This is a genomic window from Mycobacterium persicum (genome assembly GCF_002086675.1).
Classification (GTDB): Bacteria; Actinomycetota; Actinomycetes; order Mycobacteriales; family Mycobacteriaceae; genus Mycobacterium; species Mycobacterium persicum.
This window is the reverse complement of the sequence record NZ_MVIF01000009.1, coordinates 59,802-78,626: the sequence shown is the minus strand read 5'-3', so window position 1 is coordinate 78,626 and position 18,825 is coordinate 59,802. Positions and strand designations below refer to the sequence as shown.

The window sequence follows — 18,825 nt, the reverse complement described above, 5'->3', positions numbered from 1 at the left end:
ATCGTGGTTCGGCGTCGAATACCAAACATGTTGACACTTGCGCTGATTGGCTTTGTCGGGGGCCTCATCACCGGCATATCACCGTGCATTCTCCCGGTGCTACCGGTGATCTTCTTCGCCGGCGCACAGCAAGGCGGCCCAGAGTTGGCTGCGCGCAACGCGTCTGACGGCGACGTCGCTGTGGCGACGAAGCCGCGACGCGGGCTTTCGGAGACGTTGCGCCCCTACCGGGTGATCGGCGGCTTGGTGTTCAGTTTCAGTGTGGTCACTTTGACCGGCTCGGCATTGCTGTCGCTGCTGCATCTGCCGCAGGACGCGATTCGCTGGATCGCGCTGGTCGCATTGGTGGCGATCGGGCTGGGCCTGATGTTTCCCGCATTCGAGCAGCTGCTGCAACGGCCGTTCTCCCGGATCCCGCAAAAGCAGGTCGGCAACCGCCGCAACGGGTTCGGCCTGGGCCTGGCGCTGGGTGTGCTCTACGTCCCATGCGCGGGGCCCGTGCTGGCCGCGATTGTGGTGGCCGGGGCGACGGCGCAAATCGGGGTGGGCACCGTCGTTCTCACGCTGTCTTTCGCGTCCGGCGCGGCGCTGCCGTTGTTGTTCTTCGCGTTGGCCGGCCAGCGGGTGGCCGAGCGGGTGAGCGCTTTTCGGCGTCGGCAGCGGGAAATCCGGGCTACCGCAGGCATTGTGACGATTCTGCTTGCGGTGGCGCTGGTGTTCAACCTGCCCGCGGTGCTGCAGCGGGCCATTCCCGACTACACCAGCTCGCTGCAGGACAGACTGGGCAGTGATCGGCAGATCCGGGAAAAGCTCAACCTCGGCGGCATCGTCAACGACCAGAACGCGCAGCTGTCGAATTGCAGCAACGGCGGCAATGAACTTGAAAATTGCGGCGCGGCACCAGATCTCAAGGGCATTGTCGGTTGGCTGAACACGCCCGGCGGCCAACCGCTCGACCTGCGATCGCTGCGCGGCAAGGTGGTCCTGGTCGACTTCTGGGCCTACTCCTGCATCAATTGCCAGCGGGCCATCCCACACGTCGTCGGCTGGTACAACGCCTACCGGGACCAGGGTTTCGAGGTCATCGGAGTCCACACACCGGAGTACGCGTTCGAGAAGGTGCCCGGCAACGTCGCCAAGGGCGCCGCCGAGCTGGACATCAAATACCCGGTTGCGCTGGACAACAACTACTCCACCTGGACCAATTACCGCAACCGGTACTGGCCCGCGGAGTATCTGATCGACGCCACCGGCACTGTGCGACACATCAAGTTCGGCGAAGGCGACTACGACGTCACCGAGAACCTGATCAGGCAGTTGCTTGTCAATGCCAACCCCGGGGTCAAACTCCCGGCGCCGGTGGACGCGACCGATCTCACCCCGCGGCAACAAACCACTCCCGAGACCTACTTCGGGGTCGGCAAGGTGGTCAACTACGGCGGCGGTCAGTACGACGAAGGCTCGGCGACATTCGACTATCCGCCAACCCTGGCCGCCGACAGTTTCGCGCTGCGCGGGCCATGGTCCCTGGACTACCAAGGCGCGACGGCCGAAAGCGACGAGTCGAGCATCAAACTCAACTACCACGCCAGGAACGTCTACGTCGTCGTCGGCGGAAGCGGAACCCTCACCGTGACCCGGAACGGCCAGACCACCACGGTGCCGATCAGTGGACCGCCGACGTCGCACCAGATCGTCGGCGGCGACCGGGTCCAGAGCGACACCTTGGAGGTGCGTCCCACCAAGGGGTTGCAGGTGTACTCCTTCACCTATGGCTGATTTTCGGTGATCGCCAATCCAAATCCGGTGCGGCTCCGAATCACCAATGTCCGGCATGAATGAGACGGCACGACAACGTTGTCGTCGACAATACTGAAGGAGCCGATTAGCGATGAAAAGTTCAATTGCAGCAACAGGTTTGGTGGCAGCGGCCGTCGTGGGTCTGGCGGTAGCCACCTCGCCAAGTGCCGCCGCGGCCGATTTGGTCGGGCCGGGATGTGCGGATTACGCGGCCGCCAACCCCAGCGGCCCGGCATCGGTGGAGGGCATGTCGCAGGTTCCGGTGGCGGTGGCGGCCTCTAACAATCCGATGCTCACTACACTGACGTCGGCGGTATCCGGCAAGCTCAACCCTCAGGTGAACTTGGTCGACACGCTCAACAATGGGCAGTACACCGTGTTCGCGCCGACCGATGCCGCGTTCGGCAAGCTGCCGGCGTCGACGATCGACCAGCTCAAGACCGATTCAAACCTGTTGAGCCGCATCCTGACCTACCACGTGGTGCAAGGTCAGCTGAGCCCGGCCAGGGTGGTCGGCCAGCACAAGACGCTGCAGGGAGCCAACGTCATGGTCAACGGCCAGGGCAACGGCCTGAGCGTGAACAACGCCGGCGTGGTCTGCGGCGGGGTACCCACCGCCAACGCGACGGTGTACCTGATCGACACCGTGTTGATGCCACCGGCATAGTTGCGCCGCGGCGAGCCACCCAGCACTGCTGATCGGATCCCCGGCCAGGAACTCGACTATCTCGTTTCCTGGCCGGGATCCGGCATCATCGTCCAATTTCGTTGAGTGCATCGGTGATCCAGCCGCCTGCGGTCGGTGGAGTAAGCGCACTCTCAAACCGCGGCGAGGATCTCCTCGGCGGCGCGGCGACCCGAGGTAATCGCGCCATCCATGTAGCCACTCCACACCTGGGCCGTCTCCGCTCCGGCCCAGTGGATGCGGCCGACCGGCGCGGCCAGCGCCTTGCCATACTGAGTCAGCGCGCCGGCGCCGAGCCGGCCACCGTAGCAGCCACGCGTGAATTCCTCAGCAGCCCAGTCTTGTTCGACGATGTCGAACGGCTCAGCGGCTTGCGGCCCGAAATACTTCACCAGCGAATCGATCACGAGCTGGTGGCGCTGCTCGGTCGGCAGCTCCGCCGCTTCGCGGGCGTGGGCGCCCTCCAAGAAGCCGACCAGCACACCGCAGGCGGCGTCGGGAGGAGAGTTGTCCAGGACGACGTTGAACGCGTCGTCCAGGCTGGTCACAAAGCCGCTGAGACCGGCCTCGCGCCAAAATGGGGTCTCATAGCCGACCTGGAACTTGATCACCGACCCCGCCGGGAATTGTTGGGTGAGGCCGTCGCGCACGGCGGGCAGGGGCGGCAAGTAGCGGATCCGGCCCGCCAGCGTAGGCGGGATCGCGGCCACCACGTGGCCGGCCCTGATCTTGCCCGTCTGGCCGGCGTCGGCGTCCTCGTAGCAGACGATGACACCCTGCCCGTCCTGGGTGATCGTGCGTACCACCGCCCCAAGCTGGACCCGATCAGCAAGATCCTCGGCCATCCGCTCGGAGATCCGGTGCGTCCCGCCCACGACGCGGCTCTCCTGTGCGCCTCCGGTGACGGCGAGCATGGTCGCCAAATTGTTGCCCGAGCGGATGTAGAACAGAAAGTGCAGAAACGAAAGCTCGGGTGTTTCCGCGGAGAACAGCGTCGGCACGATCAGCCGGAAGAACCGAAGTGCCACGGTGTCAGTCGTATTCGCGGCAAGCCAGGTGTCGAAATTCTGTCGGTCCAGCTCCGCCGCGTCGTCCGCTCGCCAGGGCGCCGAGGTGGGTATCGAGCCCGCGAGCGTCTCGATAACCCCCAACAGGCGACCGACCTCGGCCAGGCTGTCGGGCGGGAGGCCGAACGTCGCGTCGGAGTACCGGACCACCTGTCCGTCGTAGCACGAGATCGCGTCGCCGGTGTCGTAGGTAGGGAACGTCTCCAGTCCGAGCTCGTCGATCAGCTCGAGTACCGCGTGCTGGCTCGGCCCCACCCACTGGCCGCCCATCTCGACCTGCACGCCGTTGCTCAGAAACCCGCCAAAGTTGCGGCCCGCGACCCGATCACGGGCCTCGAGGTCCTGCGCGGAGCGCCTGACGTCCGGGTTGGCGATGTGCTGCAGGATCAGCCCATCGATGCTGGCCACCAGCACTCGAGCGAGCCGATCGAAGGGAAGCGCGGATGTCTCCCCGGCCCGTGTCGCTGCCTCCTGGCACCACTGCGCCACGATCTCGGTGTACCTCTCGTATTGCCAGCGCGGCAGCGCCTCCAAGCCGGGCGTACGCAGCGCGTGGGTGACGAGTTCGTACTGAACGAGTTGCAGATCGCGGTGGTCGACGACCAGCTTTTCCCAGAAATTGCGCAACCCGCACCCGATCGCGTGTTCCAGCCCGGCCTCGAGCTCGGCTGAACTCTTCAGCAGGTCGGCAATCTCCTCCACGACATCCTCGATGACCGCGCGCAGCAGGCCTTGCTTGCTCGGGAAGACGTATTGCAGCGTCCCCAGCGGTATGCCGGCTTCGTCCGCCACAGCGCGCATCGTGGTGCCGCCGACCCCGTCACGCATCAGCACGACGCGCGCGGCAGCCACTGCCTGCTTGCTGCGCACGGCGGATCTGACGTAGGGCATCGAATCTCCCGTCTCGGATATCTCCCGAATGGGGCCACGGTAGCTGTTTGCCGGCCACCCAGTGCAACCCACAACTTCGCTTACGGGGGCGCAAACCGCTCATCGGCACCCGGGCTTGATGACCGATCGGATGTGGGATCGCTTCCTGGCCAATCAATTTCCGCGATGAGGAGTCGAATTCGGAGTCTTAGCCGGCGGGCTGATCAGAGACTGCCGCTGCGCACCGGCGGGCTGCTCGAGCAACCGAAGCGGATGCTGGCCGTCGACGGCCCCGACAAATGGGGGATGGATGCTGTAGCCAAGCATGCGTTGGATATCCGCGGAGACCACTTTGGCAATGTCGGTCGGCACCGACAGCGTGAAGGCTTCGAGTGGTCGCAGCCAGGGTTGGCAGTATTGTGCGGTCACTGCCAAGCGGGCGGCCTCGCTGTTGTTCGCCCCGCCGCCGTGCCAGAGGGTTCCCAGGAAGAAGATGCACGAGCCGGCCGGCATGATGACGGACTTGCGGATATCGGTGGGAGTAGGCCGGCGGTCGTCCCAGCGATGGCTGGCGGGAATCACCACGGTGGCGCCGTTGGCCGCGGTGAAATCGTCGATGGCCCAGATGGTGGCCGCTCCCAGCGCGGGCCGGGGCCGGGGGATTGGGTAAAAGGCATCGTCGAAGTGCAACAGCTGGCTGGATTCGCCCGGCTCAATGTTGATGACCTGCAGCGCAGAGAGCAGGTAATTGGGCATCAACAGCCGGTCGAGAACGGCCAGGGGTCGGGGATGATCCACCAGCCGGTCGCATGCTCGGGTCTTGGACAGGACGCTGTATAGCCGCTGCGTACGGTGTCCCTCAAACGAGTTGCGCCCGTGGTAGCTGAGCATCGGGGCCAGCGCGTCGCGGATTTTTCGACATTCGTTGTCGCTCAATAGGTTTTCCCATATTACGAAGCCGTCGCGGGCCAGCGCTGCCAAGTCGGCGTCAACCAAATCGCTTTCCACCGAGGCGCCGGCGCTCGGCGTCCAGCGGTAGCGTCCGGCAAGGTCGCCAGTCAGGTCGTCAAGCGTTGACATGTCGCTCTTCGCGGTCATGTTCCCAGATCCCTTCGATGGCAAGGCCGACAGCGCCGGCCACAAACACCCACACCTGTTCGGCAACCTCGTCGGCGGGCGGGCGAGGCGATCGGCTCAGGGCGACGGTGCCCATGGCATGGACACCGGACAACGTCGCGACGGCCAGCAGGTGCGGGTCCCGGTCGGCCGGCAGCTCACCGAGGCGCTGAGCGTGCATGATGTTGTGCGCGGCGACGTCGGCCAGCTCCTGCAATAAGCGTGCGTTCTCGGCGACAACCGCGCCGTCGCCCAGCGGCCCGCCCAACATCAGCGGCGCCAACGGTTCGGCGTAGAGAAACGCCAACCAGTCACGAATGCGCCGGCGCTCACGTCCCGCCCACGTCGGCGCGTCATAGTTGCGGAGCGTGACGGCGGCGCCGAGTCGTTGATAGAAATCTTGAACCAGCGCGATCAGCAATCCGGACCGGGTGCCGAAATACCGGTACGGCAGACCGGCACTGACTCCCGCCCGGCGCGCGACGGCGGCAACCTCTAGCTCGCCGGTTTCCGCCCACTCTGCGACCGCGGCGTCCAGCAATGCCTGCTGTGTCGCCGACGCCCTCGGTGTCGTGCCTACCGGCATGGGGCCCAGCATAAGTTGAGTTCAGCTCAATTAGTAGGCGGGATTCTGGTTCTCGCAGCCCAGTTGTGGACTTTCTATGAAAGCGATTACACGTTTTAGATTACCGGTTATTGTTTTCGTATTACTCCACCGAGTCGGGAGCACCGCAACCATGACCACTGAATGCCGCGTATCTGACCTGTCCGAGCCGGTAAGCGCGCCGGCCACACCGAACGCGGCGCCGGTCACGGTCGCCCACGGCGACGGCATCGGACCCGAGATCATGCGGGCGACATTGGATGTACTTTCCGAAGCCGGCGCCCGGTTAGCCATCGAAGAGGTGCAGATCGGTGAGGCGGCCTACCTGCGCGGTCAGAACTCCGGCATCGAGCCGGCGGCTTGGGAATCACTGCGACGTACCCGGGTGTTCCTGAAGGCTCCGATCACCACGCCTCAGGGCGGGGGATTCAAGTCGTTGAACGTTACCGTACGTAAGACTCTGGGCCTTTATGCCAACGTGCGTCCCTGCGTGGCCTACGCGCCGTTTGTGCCGACCCGCCACCCCGGCATGGATGTGGTGGTCGTCCGGGAGAACGAAGAGGATCTCTACGGCGGCATCGAGCACCGCCAGACCGACGAAGTCACCCAATGTCTCAAGCTCATCAGCCGGCCCGGTTGCGAGCGAATTTGCCGCTACGCCTTCGAATATGCCCGCCGGCATGGCCGGTCCAAGGTCACCTGCTTCACCAAGGACAACATCATGAAGCTGACCGACGGACTGTTCCACCGGGTATTCGACGAAGTGGCCGGCGACTACCCCGACATCGCGGCCGAGCACTGGATCGTCGACATTGGCGCCGCGAAGCTGACCGACACTCCGGAAAACTTCGACGTGGTGGTGATGCCTAACCTGTACGGCGACATCCTCTCGGATGTCGCCGCCCAGATCGCCGGTTCGGTGGGTATGGCGGGATCGGCGAATATCGGCGATGACGTCGCCATGTTCGAAGCCATTCACGGGTCGGCGCCGCGTCGAGCCGGTCAAGACGTCGCAAATCCGTCAGGCCTCTTGCTCGGAGCGGTGATGATGTTGGTGCACATCGGTCAGGGCGACGTGGCTGCAACGGTCCACAACGCCTGGCTGACGGCCCTCGAGACGGGGGCCGCGACCTATGACATCGCAGGGCCAGGACGGGCGGCGTTGGGAACCCGCGACTTCGCCAAGGCGGTGATCGCTCATCTCGGCCACCGCCCGCAGCGGCTCGCGGCTGTTGACTACCCCGTCGTCGAACGCCGGTCGGCCGCTGCTCCGCGCCCGGCGGTACGGGCGAAGAAGACCCTCGACGGCGTCGATGTGTTCCTGCACGCATCGCATGCTCGCCCGGACGGCCTGGCCGCCGCGTTGGTCTCGGCCGCCGGCGACGGCTGGCTGCGACTGCAGATGATCACCAACCGTGGTGTGAAGGTGTGGCCGGACGGATTCCCCGAGACTTTTTGCACGGATCACTGGCGGGCGCGGTTTCAGTCTCCCTTCCCCGGAGCGGCCGCACCCAGCCACATACTGCAATTGCTGCACCACCTGTATCGCGCCGGATTCGACGTCATCAAGACCGAGGGCTTGTATCGGTTCGACGGCCAACCCGCCTATTCGCCGGGCCAGGGGCAATGACGTGGCGTCACTTACGGGAGGTTTGTCCATGACGATGGTTGATGTCCCGGCGGCGGTGCACATCGGCGCCGACGAGTTGCCGTTCGTCGACATCGGTGATGGCTCCACACCTGCGCCAATCGGGACGAAACCGTTTTCAGCGATCCGCAGGTTTTGACATTCACCGCCACCCCAACCCGCAGCTCTCCTTCGGGATGGGTGGTCATTTCTGTCTCGGCGCGCACCTGGCCAGACTCGAGGGGCGGGTGTTTTTTGATGAACTGCTCGCTGCTTTTCCGCGCCTCGAGATCAGTGGTGAGCCCGTCCGGGTTCGGTCGAAACCTGAATAACTCGCTGAAGCGCCTCCCCGTCCGGCTACGCGCCTGAGCCCCGCCGCGGGACTACACTTTTCGCCGCGCGGCGGTGGTTCAATAGTGAAGTGATGCAACATAGTTCGCGACACCACGTCCATCTCCATGCGGGCGGACGCGGGGCGGACGCCCCGGCGGGCGTCACAAGCGAAGGTAACCCACCCAGATTGCCGTCACGGCTGTCGAAAGGTCGAATGTCTTCCAATACCACAGCCATGGCGGCAATTTCGGCGTCAACGTGTCCGCCAACAGCTCCGTCGAACGAACTACTGAATTGTGCGCCGGAGACGGCGCCGTGATAAGTCCCCGGGCAACGGCTGGTAGGACGCCCGTCGTTCCGGGCCGGCTGCCGCGCGAGTCTGCATCCAGTGCGTCCAGACTGCGCCCAGCGCGCTGCTGACCGCGATTTCGTCGCTCTCAGCGCAGAATGAAAACCTGACCGCGTTCGGTCAGCGCCGGACCCTCCCAGCGGACGGGCGGCGACGCGGCACGCAGCAGCGCTAGGAAAAGTTCGTCTGGGCGCAGGTGCTGGGCGAGGTGAGGTTCACGCCGGAATAGACCACCTGGATGTGGGTGCACACGATGACGCCGGCGTTGGTGCTCGGCTGGCCGGTCGACCAACTGGTCGAGTCGATGACGCCGGTCGTCTGATACTTGTCCGGCGGGCCGTCACCGAAGTACACGGTGGTGATCACGTCGGAGCCGCCCGCCTTCATCACCCGCTCGAACTGGCCGGTGGCGTGCGCGTCCAGGTAGGTCAGCCGGTTTGTGGGCCGGATCTCGGTGGTTTGGCGGGCCCACAGATCAGGCGGGAATCCGGCCGGGCCGTCGGGTGTGCGCAGATTCGCCCCCGCCACGAAGTCGCAGCTGCCGTTCTGGTGGCAATTGACAAACGTATGTGTCTCGAGCTGAGTGGTGTCGTCGATGGGGAACAGCGTGCTGGCCGTGTTGCTTGCCGCCGGCGAATGCGGGGCGGGCGCGAAGGCCAGCAGCGCCCCGGCGATCGCCGCGACTATCGGAGCACCCGGCAGCAGCCGCTTCATCTCGCATCCTTCCGCCCGGATGAAACTTAGTCCCCGCGACTATTCGTCGTAGGTCACTTCTACCGAATCAGATTCCGGATGAGATTGACAGGCCAAAATCAGCCCGTCGTCGAGGTCCTGCTGCTCAAGAACGTCGTTGACTTCCATGCTGACTTTGCCGCCGCGCAGTGTGCAGGCGCAGGCGCCGCAGTGGCCTTCCCGGCAGGAGAACGGCGCGTCGAGACCGGCGGCCAACAGCACGTCGAGCAGCTTGGCGTTGCGCGGCCAGGACACCGTGTGGGTTTCGCCGTCGAGTTCCACCACCGCGGTGGCCGGTGGCGCAGTGTCGTCGCCGCCGACATCCTCTATTTTCACCGCCGCGAACGGATCGGAATCCAGCGACTTGAACACTTCGATATGCACCTGTGGGGCAGCCACTTTCAGTGTCGCCAGGGCTTCGCGCGCGGCGTCCATGAACGGGCCCGGTCCACAGATGAAGACCTGTCGTTCGGTGTAGGGGGCGGCCAGGTTCACCAGCGCCGTCGCGCTGGGCAGCCCTTGCAGCGATTCCAGCCAGTGCACGACGGTGAGGCGGTCGGGATACTTGGCGGCCAGCTCGCGCAGCGCGTCACCGAAGATCACCGAGCGATCGTCGCGGTTGGCGTAGACCAGTGTCACCTGTCCGCCGCCTTGCGCCAGCGCCGACTTGCAGATCGACATGATCGGCGTGATCCCGCTGCCGGCGGCCAGCAGCAGGAAGTCGTCGTCGAGCGTCTTGGGCACGAAGTTGCCCGACGGCGCCAACACGTGGATCCGCATCCCGGGGTGCGCGTGGTCGCACAACCAGTTCGACGCATATCCCTCCGCAGTCCTTTTGACCGTCACGGTCAGCGCGTCGTCGGTGAACGGCGAGCTGCACAACGAGTAGCAGCGAGCCACTGAGCCAGTGCGGTCGCTGGGAACGCGCAGCGTCAGGAACTGGCCGGGTGCGTAGCGCAGCCGCTCGGCCGGGATCTGCGGATCGTCTGCTCCGTCCGGCACCGCGAACACCAGCGAGCGTGCCTCGTCGGTTTCGGCGACGACCTCGGCGATCTGCAGTTCCAGGACGTGGCTGCCGAGTGGTTCGTCAGGGATTGCCTCGGTCAATACCCTGCCTCCCTGTCGCCACTCGGTGTCCTAACTAGAACATGTTATAGAAAACGCGCTTGGCGCCGCTACCAGCCGCAGGAATACCCTGCTCGACACAAATCGGAACGTGTTCTAGTCTTTCTCTAGGTCCACTCCGGTCGTCGAACAGGCCGCACTCCCAGGAGGCAAACGTAAGTGACGTCCATTCAACAGCGTGATGCGCAGGCGGTGTTGGCTGCCATCGATGATCTGCTTCCGCAGATCCGGGAGCGCGCACAGGCGACGGAAGACCTGCGCCGCCTGCCCGACGAGACCGTCAAGGCACTCGAAGAAGTCGGTTTCTTCACCCTCCTGCAGCCGCAGCAGTGGGGCGGGCTGCAATGCGATCCCACGTTGTTCTTCGAGGCGACCCGCCGGCTGGCCAGCGCCTGCGGTTCCACCGGCTGGGTGAGCTCGATCATCGGCGTGCACAACTGGCACCTGGCGCAGTTCGACCAACGGGCCCAGGAAGAGGTCTGGGGCGACGACCCCAATGTGCGGATCTCGTCGTCTTACGCCCCGATGGGCGCCGGCGTCGTGGTCGACGGCGGCTACCTGGTCAACGGGTCATGGAACTGGTCGTCGGGCTGCGACCACGCCACCTGGACGTTCGTCGGCGGACCGGTCATCAAGGACGGCCGGCCGGTCGATTTCGGCAGCTTCTTGATCCCGCGCACCGAATACGAGATCAACGACGTGTGGTACGTGGTCGGCCTTAGGGGCACCGGCAGCAACACGCTGGTGGTCAAGGACGTGTTCGTGCCGCGGCACCGATTCCTGTCCTACAAGGCGATGAATGACCACACCGCCGGTGGACTGCAGACCAACACCGCTGCTGTCTACAAAATGCCTTGGGGCACAATGCATCCCACCACCATATCGGCGCCCATCGTGGGCATGGCCTACGGTGCCTACGCGGCGCACGTGGAGCACCAGGGCAAGCGGGTGCGAGCGGCGTTCGCCGGGGAGAAGGCCAAGGACGACCCGTTCGCCAAGGTTCGCATCGCCGAGGCGGCCAGCGACATCGACGCCGCCTGGCGCCAGCTGATCGGCAACGTCGGTGACGAATACGCGTTGTTGTCCGCCGGCAAGGAGATTCCGTTTGAGCTGCGGGCCCGGGCCCGGCGTGACCAGGTGCGCGCCACCGGGCGGTCGATCGCCTCGATCGACCGGCTGTTCGAGGCGTCCGGCGCCACCGCGCTGTCCAACGAGGCTCCGATTCAACGCTTTTGGCGTGACGCGCACGCCGGCCGGGTGCATGCGGCCAACGATCCGGAGCGGGCGTACGTGATCTTCGGAAACCACGAGTTCGGGTTACCGCCCGGCGACACGATGGTCTGATGACGGCGACGACGCAGGAAGTCACCTTCGAATCCACGTCGCGCTTCGCCGAAGTCGACGTCGACGGACCGCTGAAACTGCACTACCACGAGGCCGGTGTCGGCAACGACCAGACGGTGGTGCTGCTGCACGGCGGCGGGCCGGGCGCGTCCAGCTGGACCAACTTCGCCCGCAATATCGCGGTGCTGGCCAAGCATTTCCACGTGCTGGCCGTCGACCAGCCCGGATACGGCCACTCCGACAAGCGGGCCGAGCACGGGCAGTTCAACCGCTATGCCGCCACGGCGCTCAAGGGGCTCTTCGACCAGCTGGGGCTGGGTCGGGTTCCGCTGGTAGGTAATTCGCTGGGCGGCGGCACCGCGGTGCGGTTCGCGCTGGACTTCCCCGACCGCGCCGGACGCCTGGTCCTCATGGGCCCGGGGGGGCTGAGCATCAACCTGTTCGCCCCTGACCCGACCGAAGGGGTGAAGCGGCTGGGGAAGTTCTCGGTCCAACCCACCCGGGAAAACCTCGAGGCGTTCCTGCGGGTCATGGTCTACGACCAGAAGCTGATCACTCCCGAGCTGGTGGACCAGCGTTTCGAACTGGCCAGCACGCCGGAGTCGTTGGCGGCTACGCGGGCGATGGGAAAGTCGTTCTCCGGGTCCGACTTCGAGCTCGGCATGATGTGGCGCGAGGTGTATCGGCTGCGTCAGCCGGTGCTGCTGATCTGGGGCCGCGAGGATCGGGTCAACCCGCTCGACGGTGCGCTGGTCGCGCTGAAGACCATTCCCCGTGCGCAGCTGCACGTGTTCGGGCAGTGTGGACATTGGGCTCAGGTGGAGAAGTTCGACGAGTTCAACGAGCTGACGATCGATTTCCTGGGAGGTGCCAAGTGAGCATTCGGTCGCTGGGCTATCTGCGCATCGAGGCCACCGACATGGCCGCCTGGCGCGAGTACGGTCTCAAAGTGCTTGGCATGGTCGAAGGCAAGGGCAGCGTCGAGGGGGCGCTGTATCTGCGGATGGACGACTTTCCCGCCCGGTTGGTGATCGTGCCGGGTGAGCGGGACCGGTTGGCGGAGGCCGGTTGGGAATGCGCGAATGCCGCAGGGCTGCAGGAGATCCGCGATCGGCTCGAGGTGGAGGGCACGCCGTACAAGGAAGCGACCGCCGCACAACTGGCGGATCGGCGCGTGGACGAGATGATCCTGTTCTCCGATCCGTCGGGTAACCCGCTGGCCGTCTTCCACGGCGCCGCGCTCGAACATCGCCGGGTCGTCAGCCCGTACGGGCACAAGTTCGTCACCGGCGAGCAGGGGTTGGGTCACGTGGTGCTGACGACTCGTGACGACGCCGAGGCGCTGCACTTCTACCGGGACGTGCTCGGCTTCAAGCTGCGTGACTCGATGCGGCTGCCGCCGCAGGTGGTCGGCCGGCCCGCCGAGGGACCGCCGGCCTGGCTGCGCTTCTTCGGCTGCAATCCCCGCCATCATTCGTTGGCCTTTCTTCCGTTGCCGACACCGTCTGGCATCGTGCACCTGATGGTCGAGGTGGAGAACTCCGACGACGTGGGCCTGTGCCTGGACCGGGCGCTGCGCCGCAAGGTGCCCATGTCGGCGACGTTGGGCCGGCATGTCAACGACCTGATGCTGTCCTTCTATATGAAGACGCCCGGCGGTTTCGACGTCGAGTTCGGTTGCGAAGGTAGGCAAGTCGACGACGACGAGTGGATCGCCCGGGAGAGCACCGCGGTCAGTTTGTGGGGGCATGACTTCACGGTCGGTGCCCAGGGCTAGCCATGTCCGCGCCGATTGACCCTCGCACGTTCCGAAACGTGCTGGGTCAGTTCTGCACCGGAATAACGGTGATCACCACCGTGCACGACGAGGTGCCCGTCGGCTTCGCCTGTCAGTCGTTCGCGGCGCTGTCGTTGGAGCCGCCGCTGGTGCTGTTCTGTCCGACCAAGGTGTCACGGTCCTGGAAGGCGATCGAGGCGACCGGCCGGTTCTGCGTCAACGTGCTGACCGAGAAGCAGAAGCACGTGTCGGCGCGATTCGGCTCCAAGGAGCCCGACAAGTTCGCCGGGATCGATTGGCATCCTTCAGAACTCGGGTCGCCGATCATCGACGGGTCGCTGGCTTACATCGACTGCACGGTTGCCTCGGTACATGACGGTGGGGATCACTTCGTCGTGTTCGGCGCGGTCAATTCCCTGTCGGAAGTCCCTAAGATCAAGCCGCGGCCACTGCTGTTCTACCGCGGGGACTACACCGGCATCGAGCCGGACAAGACCACGCCGGCGCAGTGGCGAGACGACCTCGAAGCGTTCCTCACCACCACCACCCAGGACACCTGGCTCTAGGCCCTTCCACGCTGGGCAGCGGTGATGCCGGCCTGAAACCGATTCCGTGCCGATGGCCGGACAGCCGTGGCGGCATTCGGCCGGCGACGCGACCCACGATTAATGTCAACCAGCCTTGACTATCGTCGTGGGTAACTGTAGCCTTTGTGTCGGGTAGGAGTCGCCACAGCCCGTCGGCCCGTAGTGTGAAACCGGTTCGACACCATGGTGATTCCCCACTGCCGTTCGATTGCCGCAGGGCGCTCCGGCGGCGTGTGATTGTGAACGGGTTCGTCTGCAGTGTTACGGAGTGTTGCCGCATGCGTCGATCGCAGTCAGGGGCCAACGGCGCCGCCGCCTTCAATGCTCACCCCGTCGGATCAAGGTGTGTGAGGACATAAAATGGGTGCACTTGTCATCCTCAATTCCACGATAAGTTTTATCGAGTCCCTGTATACGACCCTTGGTGTCGGAACCCCGGTCACCGGAGAGGTATTCGACACCAGTTCCTCGACGTTCCGCGAGGCAATCGAAACGCAAGCGTCGGCCGTTTTGAGTGACAACTGGGTCGGCACTGCGGCGGAAAAATATTCGGAGAAGAGCAAAACTCTTCAGGACGCCGAGCAGATTATGGCCGACGTCGACTATATTACCGGAACACTGGTCTCGGACCAGGCTGAGGCGGTCGAAAAGGCGCGTAAGACTCTCAAGAAGTGGATAAATTTCCTCGAGGACTGCAAGCCCTATGCTAAAGCGCTTTACAACGCCGTCGTCACCATACCCGACTCGTACGTCTTCCAGGCCGCGGTTTCTGCCGTCGCCATGACGGCCGTTGGCATCGCCTTGCTGGAATTACTGCTCACGACGTTTGAAAACGCCGAAAAACTAGTCGAACGTATCGAAGAAATAGTCGAGCTGTTGGTGCAATTGCCGAGTGACTTCACCGAAGACCTGGCTGCGCTGTTGGAAGGCCTGCTCTCCGGCATGGAGTCCGAAATTTCCGACCTCGTCTCCAATGTGGTCTCCGATGTGGAATCCGAGGTGAGCCAGATTGTCTCTGAAGTGAAATCCGAAGTCAGCGAGGTTGTCTCGGCGTTGAAGTCAGAAATATCCGACTTGTCTTTGTCCGACCTGTCCTTGTCAGATTTGTCTTCACTGTCGGACTTGTCTGCTTTTTCCTCCTTGTCTTCCTTGGTGTCGGTGTCCGGCCTGACCTCGTTGTCCGGTTCGACCGCGTTGTCTGACTTGACCTCGTTGCCGGGCTCGAACGCGTTGTCGGGTTCGACCGCATTGTCCGACGTGGCCGCGTCGTCGGGCTCGGCCATTTCGCCCGGACTATTGACTCGGTTTGCCGGCTATACCGGCTTGCCCACATCCGGCCAGACAACCGGTCAGCTGGGTGCGTTGGGCAAGCTGGCCGACGAATCGTCGCAGAGCCCGCAAGCCGGCATGCCTCCGGGCCTGGTGCGCCGCTCTACGAAGGAGGCCGAGGGCCAGAAAGGTGCGGCCGCCGGTGCGGCCGGTGCGGAACGTGCACCCGTCAGTGCGGCCGGGTCCAAACCGACTCAACAGCGCAGCCTTTGATGCGATCGGCCGTCGAACATCAGGCTCGGATGCCGGAAAGCACTCGGAAGCATCACTATTCAGCGTGAGGAGAATTCGCCGTGTCCGATTCGTTAGCCGTCAACCCGGAATTTCTTGGCGTGCTCGCAACCGCGCAAGACCAAGCGGCAACATATGTCCAGTCCGCGACGGAAGCGGTCGCAGGCATCGGCGAAGATGTTGAGACAACCCACGGTTCGTATACGTCGAAGTTCAATACCACACTGACAGCGCTGGTGACCATCCGCAACTCTGTGGGCACCAGCCTGTACACACTTGCCGGTGAGGTTGCCTCGAATCTGCGTATCGCAGCCAAGGCCTATAGCGAAGCCGACGATGTCTTGGCGAAGGTTGTCGAGAGGATCAAGTTTTCCAGCTGAGCACGTTCAATTCCCTTGCGGCAGTTGTCAACGATGTTGTCGACCTCGCCACTAGCAATCCGAAAGGACCCGATGATGGAGCGGCCCAGCACCGACGACTACCTCGATGATCTGACCACCCTGGATATGTACGGGCGCCCAAGGCGCCAAGAGCCGACTGGCTGCCATACCCACGATCTGATGAGCTGGTCCGCAACCGATGACTGCCTCGATGATCTGTCCACCCTGGATTTGTACGGCCGCCCGAAGCGCCGGGTTTCCACCGGCGGCGGCATTCACGGTGAAACACGGGTCGAGGCCGAGATCGCCGATATCGATCCAGATGCGCTTGCGCCCTCGGCCGAGACGACGGCAGAGCATGAGTCCGGCCTGGTGTCGGTGGCCAATCCGCAAGGGACCGTGTTGGTGTCGACCGATATGGGTGGCAGAATCCATCGGGTCGAACTGTCCGCGGGGGCGACAAGCATGCGGGAGCAAGAACTCGCCGACGAGATCTTGGTCATCGCGCACCTCGCGCGGCAACGGGCCCGGTCCGCCCAATACACGCTGCTGCTCGACACCTTGGCCGAAACGCCCCTTCAGGACCCGGAAAGTCGTCCCGCCCTGGTGGAATTCGTGACCAAAGCCATGAGGGTCGCGACACCGGAAGAGACCGCCGCAGCCGAAGCGAAGGTGTTTGCGACCCGGTATGCGCGGTATTGACGGCCTTAGGGCGGTGCTGATCTAGCCGACGCGCTCCGCGGAGCCACTGCGTGCCGTAGTCGCATCGTTCACATAGGCCTCGGGCTGGGCCGGTTCCCGGTTTGCCCACTTTGTAGCGGCAAAAGCAGGCGTGCAACGGATTTGTCGCTAAGCGTTCGGGGGGCTCCGCGGCTGGTGCGCCGGATGTGTGGTCGGGCTTGACGCTGACGGTTTCGAGTGTGCTCAGACGGTCTCGAGTGTGCACTGATGGGTGTGTCCCGAGCGTGGAAGGGAGTTCGATGTAGGTAGAGCTTTCCGAAGCGGTGCTGTGCAGGAGATGAAGGATTGTTGGCCCTTCGGAGTCGCCCTGCGGGGGGTGGCTTCAAACCGCCACATGCTGCAGGAGCGGTGACGTGATTGTGGTGAGCGATGTGGAAAAGGCACAGGTCGATGTGTCAGGTGGGGATCGGGAAGGCGAGCGCAAGCGATTCGCTGTTGACGTGTCGAAATGCACATAGATGACATCGAAACCGGGGTGTCCGTCATATCCCGGGATGAGTCTGGCGGGTGCCCGTTGATTGGCCAGGCGGTGTCCGGCATGGAGGCGACGCGAGCCCGATCTGCGGCTTTTGCATGGAACGGGAGAAGACCGGATTCGACACTGCCCGTCCGGGTTTTTCGGGTGGGCGAGAGGGAGTAGCCCGCGCTTGTCGTGGGTGTGAGTACCGTCGCGGGTCCGGTTGGCGGACCGGCTCGTAGTAGTGGTGAAGCTCTTGTAATGGGGGTGGAGCGAAGGGGCCGGGTCATCTGTGGCTGTGTTCGTTGGATCAACCGAGACCCGTTGGGGTTCGGGAGGAGTCGGATGGGCGAGTTGAAGTCGCCGGGCAAGCCGTTCGAGATTTCGAAGTGGGCGGTCCAGGAGGCGTTTGAGAAGGTCAAGGCGAACAAGGGCGCGCCGGGCATAGACGGGGTAACCATCGAGGCATTCGAGGCCGACCTGGGCAACAATTTGTACAAGGTGTGGAATCGGATGTCCTCGGGTAGCTACTTTCCGCCTCCGGTGCGTGCGGTGGAAATCCCCAAGCCGCATGGCGGGGGGACCAGGATGCTGGGGCTGCCTACGGTGGCCGATCGGGTGGCGCAAACGGTGGTGGCCGAGGAGCTGAAGTCGGTGGCGGAAGCCCTCTTTCACGAGGACTCCTACGGGTATCGGCCGGGCCGCTCAGCGATCGACGCGGTGGGAGTATGCCGGCAGCGGTGTTGGAAAACCGACTGGGTGATCGATTTGGACATCCAAAAGTTTTTCGACAGCGTGTCTTGGGACCTGATGCTAAAAGCGGTGGCGGTCAACACCGATCTGCCGTGGGTGATGCTGTATGTGCGCCGGTGGCTACAAGCTCCGGTGGCATTGCCTGATGGCACCCTGCAACAGCGAGACCGGGGCACCCCACAAGGGTCGCCGGTCTCGCCCGTGCTGGCCAACCTGTTTCTGCACTATGCGTTTGACATGTGGATGGCCCGGGAGTTCCCGAGTGTCCGCTTTGAACGCTACGTCGATGACGCGGTGGTGCACTGTGTCACCGAGCGCCAAGCCCACCAGGTGTTGGCCGCGCTGCACGACAGGATGGGCGAGGTCGGGTTGCGGCTGCATCCCGACAAGACCCGGATCGTGTACTGCAAGGACGCTAACCGGCGTGGTGACTATGCGCACACGTCGTTCACGTTTCTGGGTTTCACGTTCCGTCCGCGCGGGATGCGGGCCAAAGACGGACACACGTTCCTGTCGTTTTTGCCCGCGATCAGCAGGGACGCCTTGACGAAGATCGGCCGGGAGGTGCGGTCCTGGCGACTGCACCATCGCACCGGGCGATCCTTCGCTGACCTTGCACGCTGGATCAACCCCATCGTGCGGGGCTGGATGAACTACTACGGCGCCTTCTTCCGGTCGGCGCTGCATCCTCTCCTGGCGCGCATCAACGCCTACCTGATGCGTTGGGTCCGCAACAAATATCGGCGGTATCGGAGCCGCGGTGCGTTCCAGCAGGCATGGCAGCGGGTCACCACGCAGTACCCGCGTTTCCTCGCGCACTGGCAATGGACCACCACCGTCCCCGCCGTCTGGTGATCAAGATGACAAGAGCCGGATGAATCGAGAGGTTCACGTCCGGATCTGTGGGAGCCGGAGGGT

Annotated in this window: 17 protein-coding genes and 2 pseudogenes; 13 read left to right on the top strand and 6 right to left on the bottom strand. The window is 64.1% G+C overall.

Going from position 1 to position 18,825, the window contains the following annotated elements:
- Positions 1–27: 27 nt before the first annotated feature.
- Both BST40_RS05245 and BST40_RS05240 read left to right on the top strand, forming a co-directional pair.
- Entirely contained in the window at positions 28–1,779 is a 1,752-nt protein-coding gene (locus BST40_RS05245; protein ID WP_083153669.1) for a cytochrome c biogenesis protein DipZ, read from the top strand.
- Positions 1,780–1,891: 112 nt separating this feature from the next.
- Positions 1,892–2,467 carry a fasciclin domain-containing protein gene (locus BST40_RS05240; RefSeq protein ID WP_075548724.1) on the top strand — a complete coding sequence of 192 codons (576 nt, stop codon included), beginning with the start codon at positions 1,892–1,894 and terminating at the stop codon, positions 2,465–2,467.
- Positions 2,468–2,619: 152 nt separating this feature from the next.
- Here BST40_RS05240 and BST40_RS05235 read toward each other — a convergent pair whose 3' ends face one another.
- From BST40_RS05235 to BST40_RS05225, 4 genes and pseudogenes are all read right to left on the bottom strand, one after another.
- The gene (locus BST40_RS05235; protein ID WP_420891073.1) at positions 2,620–3,834 is read right to left on the bottom strand and encodes a flavin monoamine oxidase family protein; all 1,215 of its coding nucleotides are present in this window, start codon (positions 3,832–3,834) and stop codon (positions 2,620–2,622) included.
- Positions 3,835–3,882: 48 nt separating this feature from the next.
- Positions 3,883–4,443: pseudogene (locus BST40_RS32815) on the bottom strand (TetR/AcrR family transcriptional regulator); the annotation flags it as partial.
- A gap of 234 nt (positions 4,444–4,677) precedes the next feature.
- Positions 4,678–5,520, bottom strand: a pseudogene (locus BST40_RS05230) (phytanoyl-CoA dioxygenase family protein); the annotation flags it as partial.
- Positions 5,489–6,124, bottom strand: a complete 636-nt coding sequence (locus BST40_RS05225) for a TetR/AcrR family transcriptional regulator (RefSeq protein ID WP_083153687.1) — start codon at positions 6,122–6,124, stop codon at positions 5,489–5,491. The gene BST40_RS05225 and the pseudogene BST40_RS05230, both read right to left, overlap by 32 nt.
- A 151-nt stretch (positions 6,125–6,275) precedes the next feature.
- Here BST40_RS05225 and BST40_RS05220 point away from each other — a divergent pair, with 151 nt between their 5' ends.
- From BST40_RS05220 to BST40_RS32450, 3 genes are read left to right on the top strand one after another with little or no spacing between them, the layout of a single operon-like run.
- On the top strand, positions 6,276–7,772 hold the full coding sequence (locus tag BST40_RS05220) for an NADP-dependent isocitrate dehydrogenase (protein ID WP_083153663.1): 1,497 nt from the start codon (positions 6,276–6,278) through the stop codon (positions 7,770–7,772).
- A gap of 28 nt (positions 7,773–7,800) precedes the next feature.
- Positions 7,801–7,929, top strand: coding sequence for a hypothetical protein (locus BST40_RS32455; protein WP_275887210.1), 129 nt, complete (start codon positions 7,801–7,803; stop codon positions 7,927–7,929).
- Positions 7,871–8,101 carry a cytochrome P450 gene (locus tag BST40_RS32450; protein ID WP_275887183.1) on the top strand — a complete coding sequence of 77 codons (231 nt, stop codon included), beginning with the start codon at positions 7,871–7,873 and terminating at the stop codon, positions 8,099–8,101. The genes BST40_RS32455 and BST40_RS32450 overlap by 59 nt, the downstream gene beginning before the upstream one ends.
- A 521-nt stretch (positions 8,102–8,622) precedes the next feature.
- Here the strand turns inward: BST40_RS32450 and BST40_RS05210 are convergent.
- Both BST40_RS05210 and BST40_RS05205 read right to left on the bottom strand, forming a co-directional pair.
- Entirely contained in the window at positions 8,623–9,165 is a 543-nt protein-coding gene (locus tag BST40_RS05210; protein ID WP_083153661.1) for a hypothetical protein, read from the bottom strand.
- Positions 9,166–9,204: 39 nt separating this feature from the next.
- Positions 9,205–10,290, bottom strand: coding sequence for a ferredoxin--NADP reductase (locus BST40_RS05205; protein ID WP_075548719.1), 1,086 nt, complete (start codon positions 10,288–10,290; stop codon positions 9,205–9,207).
- 177 nt (positions 10,291–10,467) lie between these two features.
- Here BST40_RS05205 and hsaA point away from each other — a divergent pair, with 177 nt between their 5' ends.
- The 8 genes from hsaA (at position 10,468) to ltrA (ending at position 18,762) form a co-directional block, all read left to right on the top strand.
- On the top strand, positions 10,468–11,652 hold the full coding sequence (gene hsaA, locus BST40_RS05200) for a 3-hydroxy-9,10-secoandrosta-1,3,5(10)-triene-9,17-dione monooxygenase oxygenase subunit (protein WP_083153659.1): 1,185 nt from the start codon (positions 10,468–10,470) through the stop codon (positions 11,650–11,652).
- A complete protein-coding gene (hsaD, locus tag BST40_RS05195) occupies positions 11,652–12,530 on the top strand; it encodes a 4,5:9,10-diseco-3-hydroxy-5,9,17-trioxoandrosta-1(10),2-diene-4-oate hydrolase (protein WP_075548717.1) in 879 nt (292 codons plus the stop codon). The genes hsaA and hsaD overlap by 1 nt, the downstream gene beginning before the upstream one ends.
- The gene (hsaC, locus tag BST40_RS05190) at positions 12,527–13,429 is read left to right on the top strand and encodes an iron-dependent extradiol dioxygenase HsaC (RefSeq protein WP_083153657.1); all 903 of its coding nucleotides are present in this window, start codon (positions 12,527–12,529) and stop codon (positions 13,427–13,429) included. The genes hsaD and hsaC overlap by 4 nt, the downstream gene beginning before the upstream one ends.
- 2 nt (positions 13,430–13,431) lie before the next feature.
- Positions 13,432–13,995, top strand: coding sequence for a 3-hydroxy-9,10-secoandrosta-1,3,5(10)-triene-9,17-dione monooxygenase reductase subunit (gene hsaB, locus BST40_RS05185; RefSeq protein WP_075548715.1), 564 nt, complete (start codon positions 13,432–13,434; stop codon positions 13,993–13,995).
- A 381-nt stretch (positions 13,996–14,376) separates the two neighbouring features.
- Positions 14,377–15,558 (top strand): EspA/EspE family type VII secretion system effector, encoded by a 1,182-nt coding sequence (locus tag BST40_RS05180; RefSeq protein ID WP_075548714.1) that lies wholly within the window; start codon positions 14,377–14,379, stop codon positions 15,556–15,558.
- Between the two features lie 80 nt (positions 15,559–15,638).
- Positions 15,639–15,956 carry an ESX-1 secretion-associated protein gene (locus BST40_RS05175; RefSeq protein ID WP_023368463.1) on the top strand — a complete coding sequence of 106 codons (318 nt, stop codon included), beginning with the start codon at positions 15,639–15,641 and terminating at the stop codon, positions 15,954–15,956.
- Between the two features lie 75 nt (positions 15,957–16,031).
- Positions 16,032–16,658 carry a hypothetical protein gene (locus BST40_RS05170; RefSeq protein ID WP_075548713.1) on the top strand — a complete coding sequence of 209 codons (627 nt, stop codon included), beginning with the start codon at positions 16,032–16,034 and terminating at the stop codon, positions 16,656–16,658.
- 841 nt (positions 16,659–17,499) lie between these two features.
- A complete protein-coding gene (gene ltrA, locus BST40_RS05165) occupies positions 17,500–18,762 on the top strand; it encodes a group II intron reverse transcriptase/maturase (protein ID WP_075545413.1) in 1,263 nt (420 codons plus the stop codon).
- The last annotated feature ends 63 nt before the right edge of the window (positions 18,763–18,825 follow it).

Bases quoted from the DNA above. Each gene is read 5' to 3' on its own strand.
- BST40_RS05210 (WP_083153661.1), bottom strand. From the start codon at position 9,165: ATGAAGCGGCTGCTGCCGGGTGCTCCGATAGTCGCGGCGATCGCCGGG.
- hsaB (WP_075548715.1), top strand. From the start codon at position 13,432: ATGTCCGCGCCGATTGACCCTCGCACGTTCCGAAACGTGCTGGGTCAG.
- BST40_RS05180 (WP_075548714.1), top strand. From the start codon at position 14,377: ATGGGTGCACTTGTCATCCTCAATTCCACGATAAGTTTTATCGAGTCC.
- BST40_RS05240 (WP_075548724.1), top strand. From the start codon at position 1,892: ATGAAAAGTTCAATTGCAGCAACAGGTTTGGTGGCAGCGGCCGTCGTG.
- hsaD (WP_075548717.1), top strand. From the start codon at position 11,652: ATGACGGCGACGACGCAGGAAGTCACCTTCGAATCCACGTCGCGCTTC.
- BST40_RS32455 (WP_275887210.1), top strand. From the start codon at position 7,801: ATGACGATGGTTGATGTCCCGGCGGCGGTGCACATCGGCGCCGACGAG.
- BST40_RS05245 (WP_083153669.1), top strand. From the start codon at position 28: ATGTTGACACTTGCGCTGATTGGCTTTGTCGGGGGCCTCATCACCGGC.
- BST40_RS05220 (WP_083153663.1), top strand. From the start codon at position 6,276: ATGACCACTGAATGCCGCGTATCTGACCTGTCCGAGCCGGTAAGCGCG.
- BST40_RS05225 (WP_083153687.1), bottom strand. From the start codon at position 6,124: ATGCCGGTAGGCACGACACCGAGGGCGTCGGCGACACAGCAGGCATTG.
- BST40_RS32450 (WP_275887183.1), top strand. From the start codon at position 7,871: ATGGCTCCACACCTGCGCCAATCGGGACGAAACCGTTTTCAGCGATCC.
- BST40_RS05170 (WP_075548713.1), top strand. From the start codon at position 16,032: ATGGAGCGGCCCAGCACCGACGACTACCTCGATGATCTGACCACCCTG.
- ltrA (WP_075545413.1), top strand. From the start codon at position 17,500: ATGGGCGAGTTGAAGTCGCCGGGCAAGCCGTTCGAGATTTCGAAGTGG.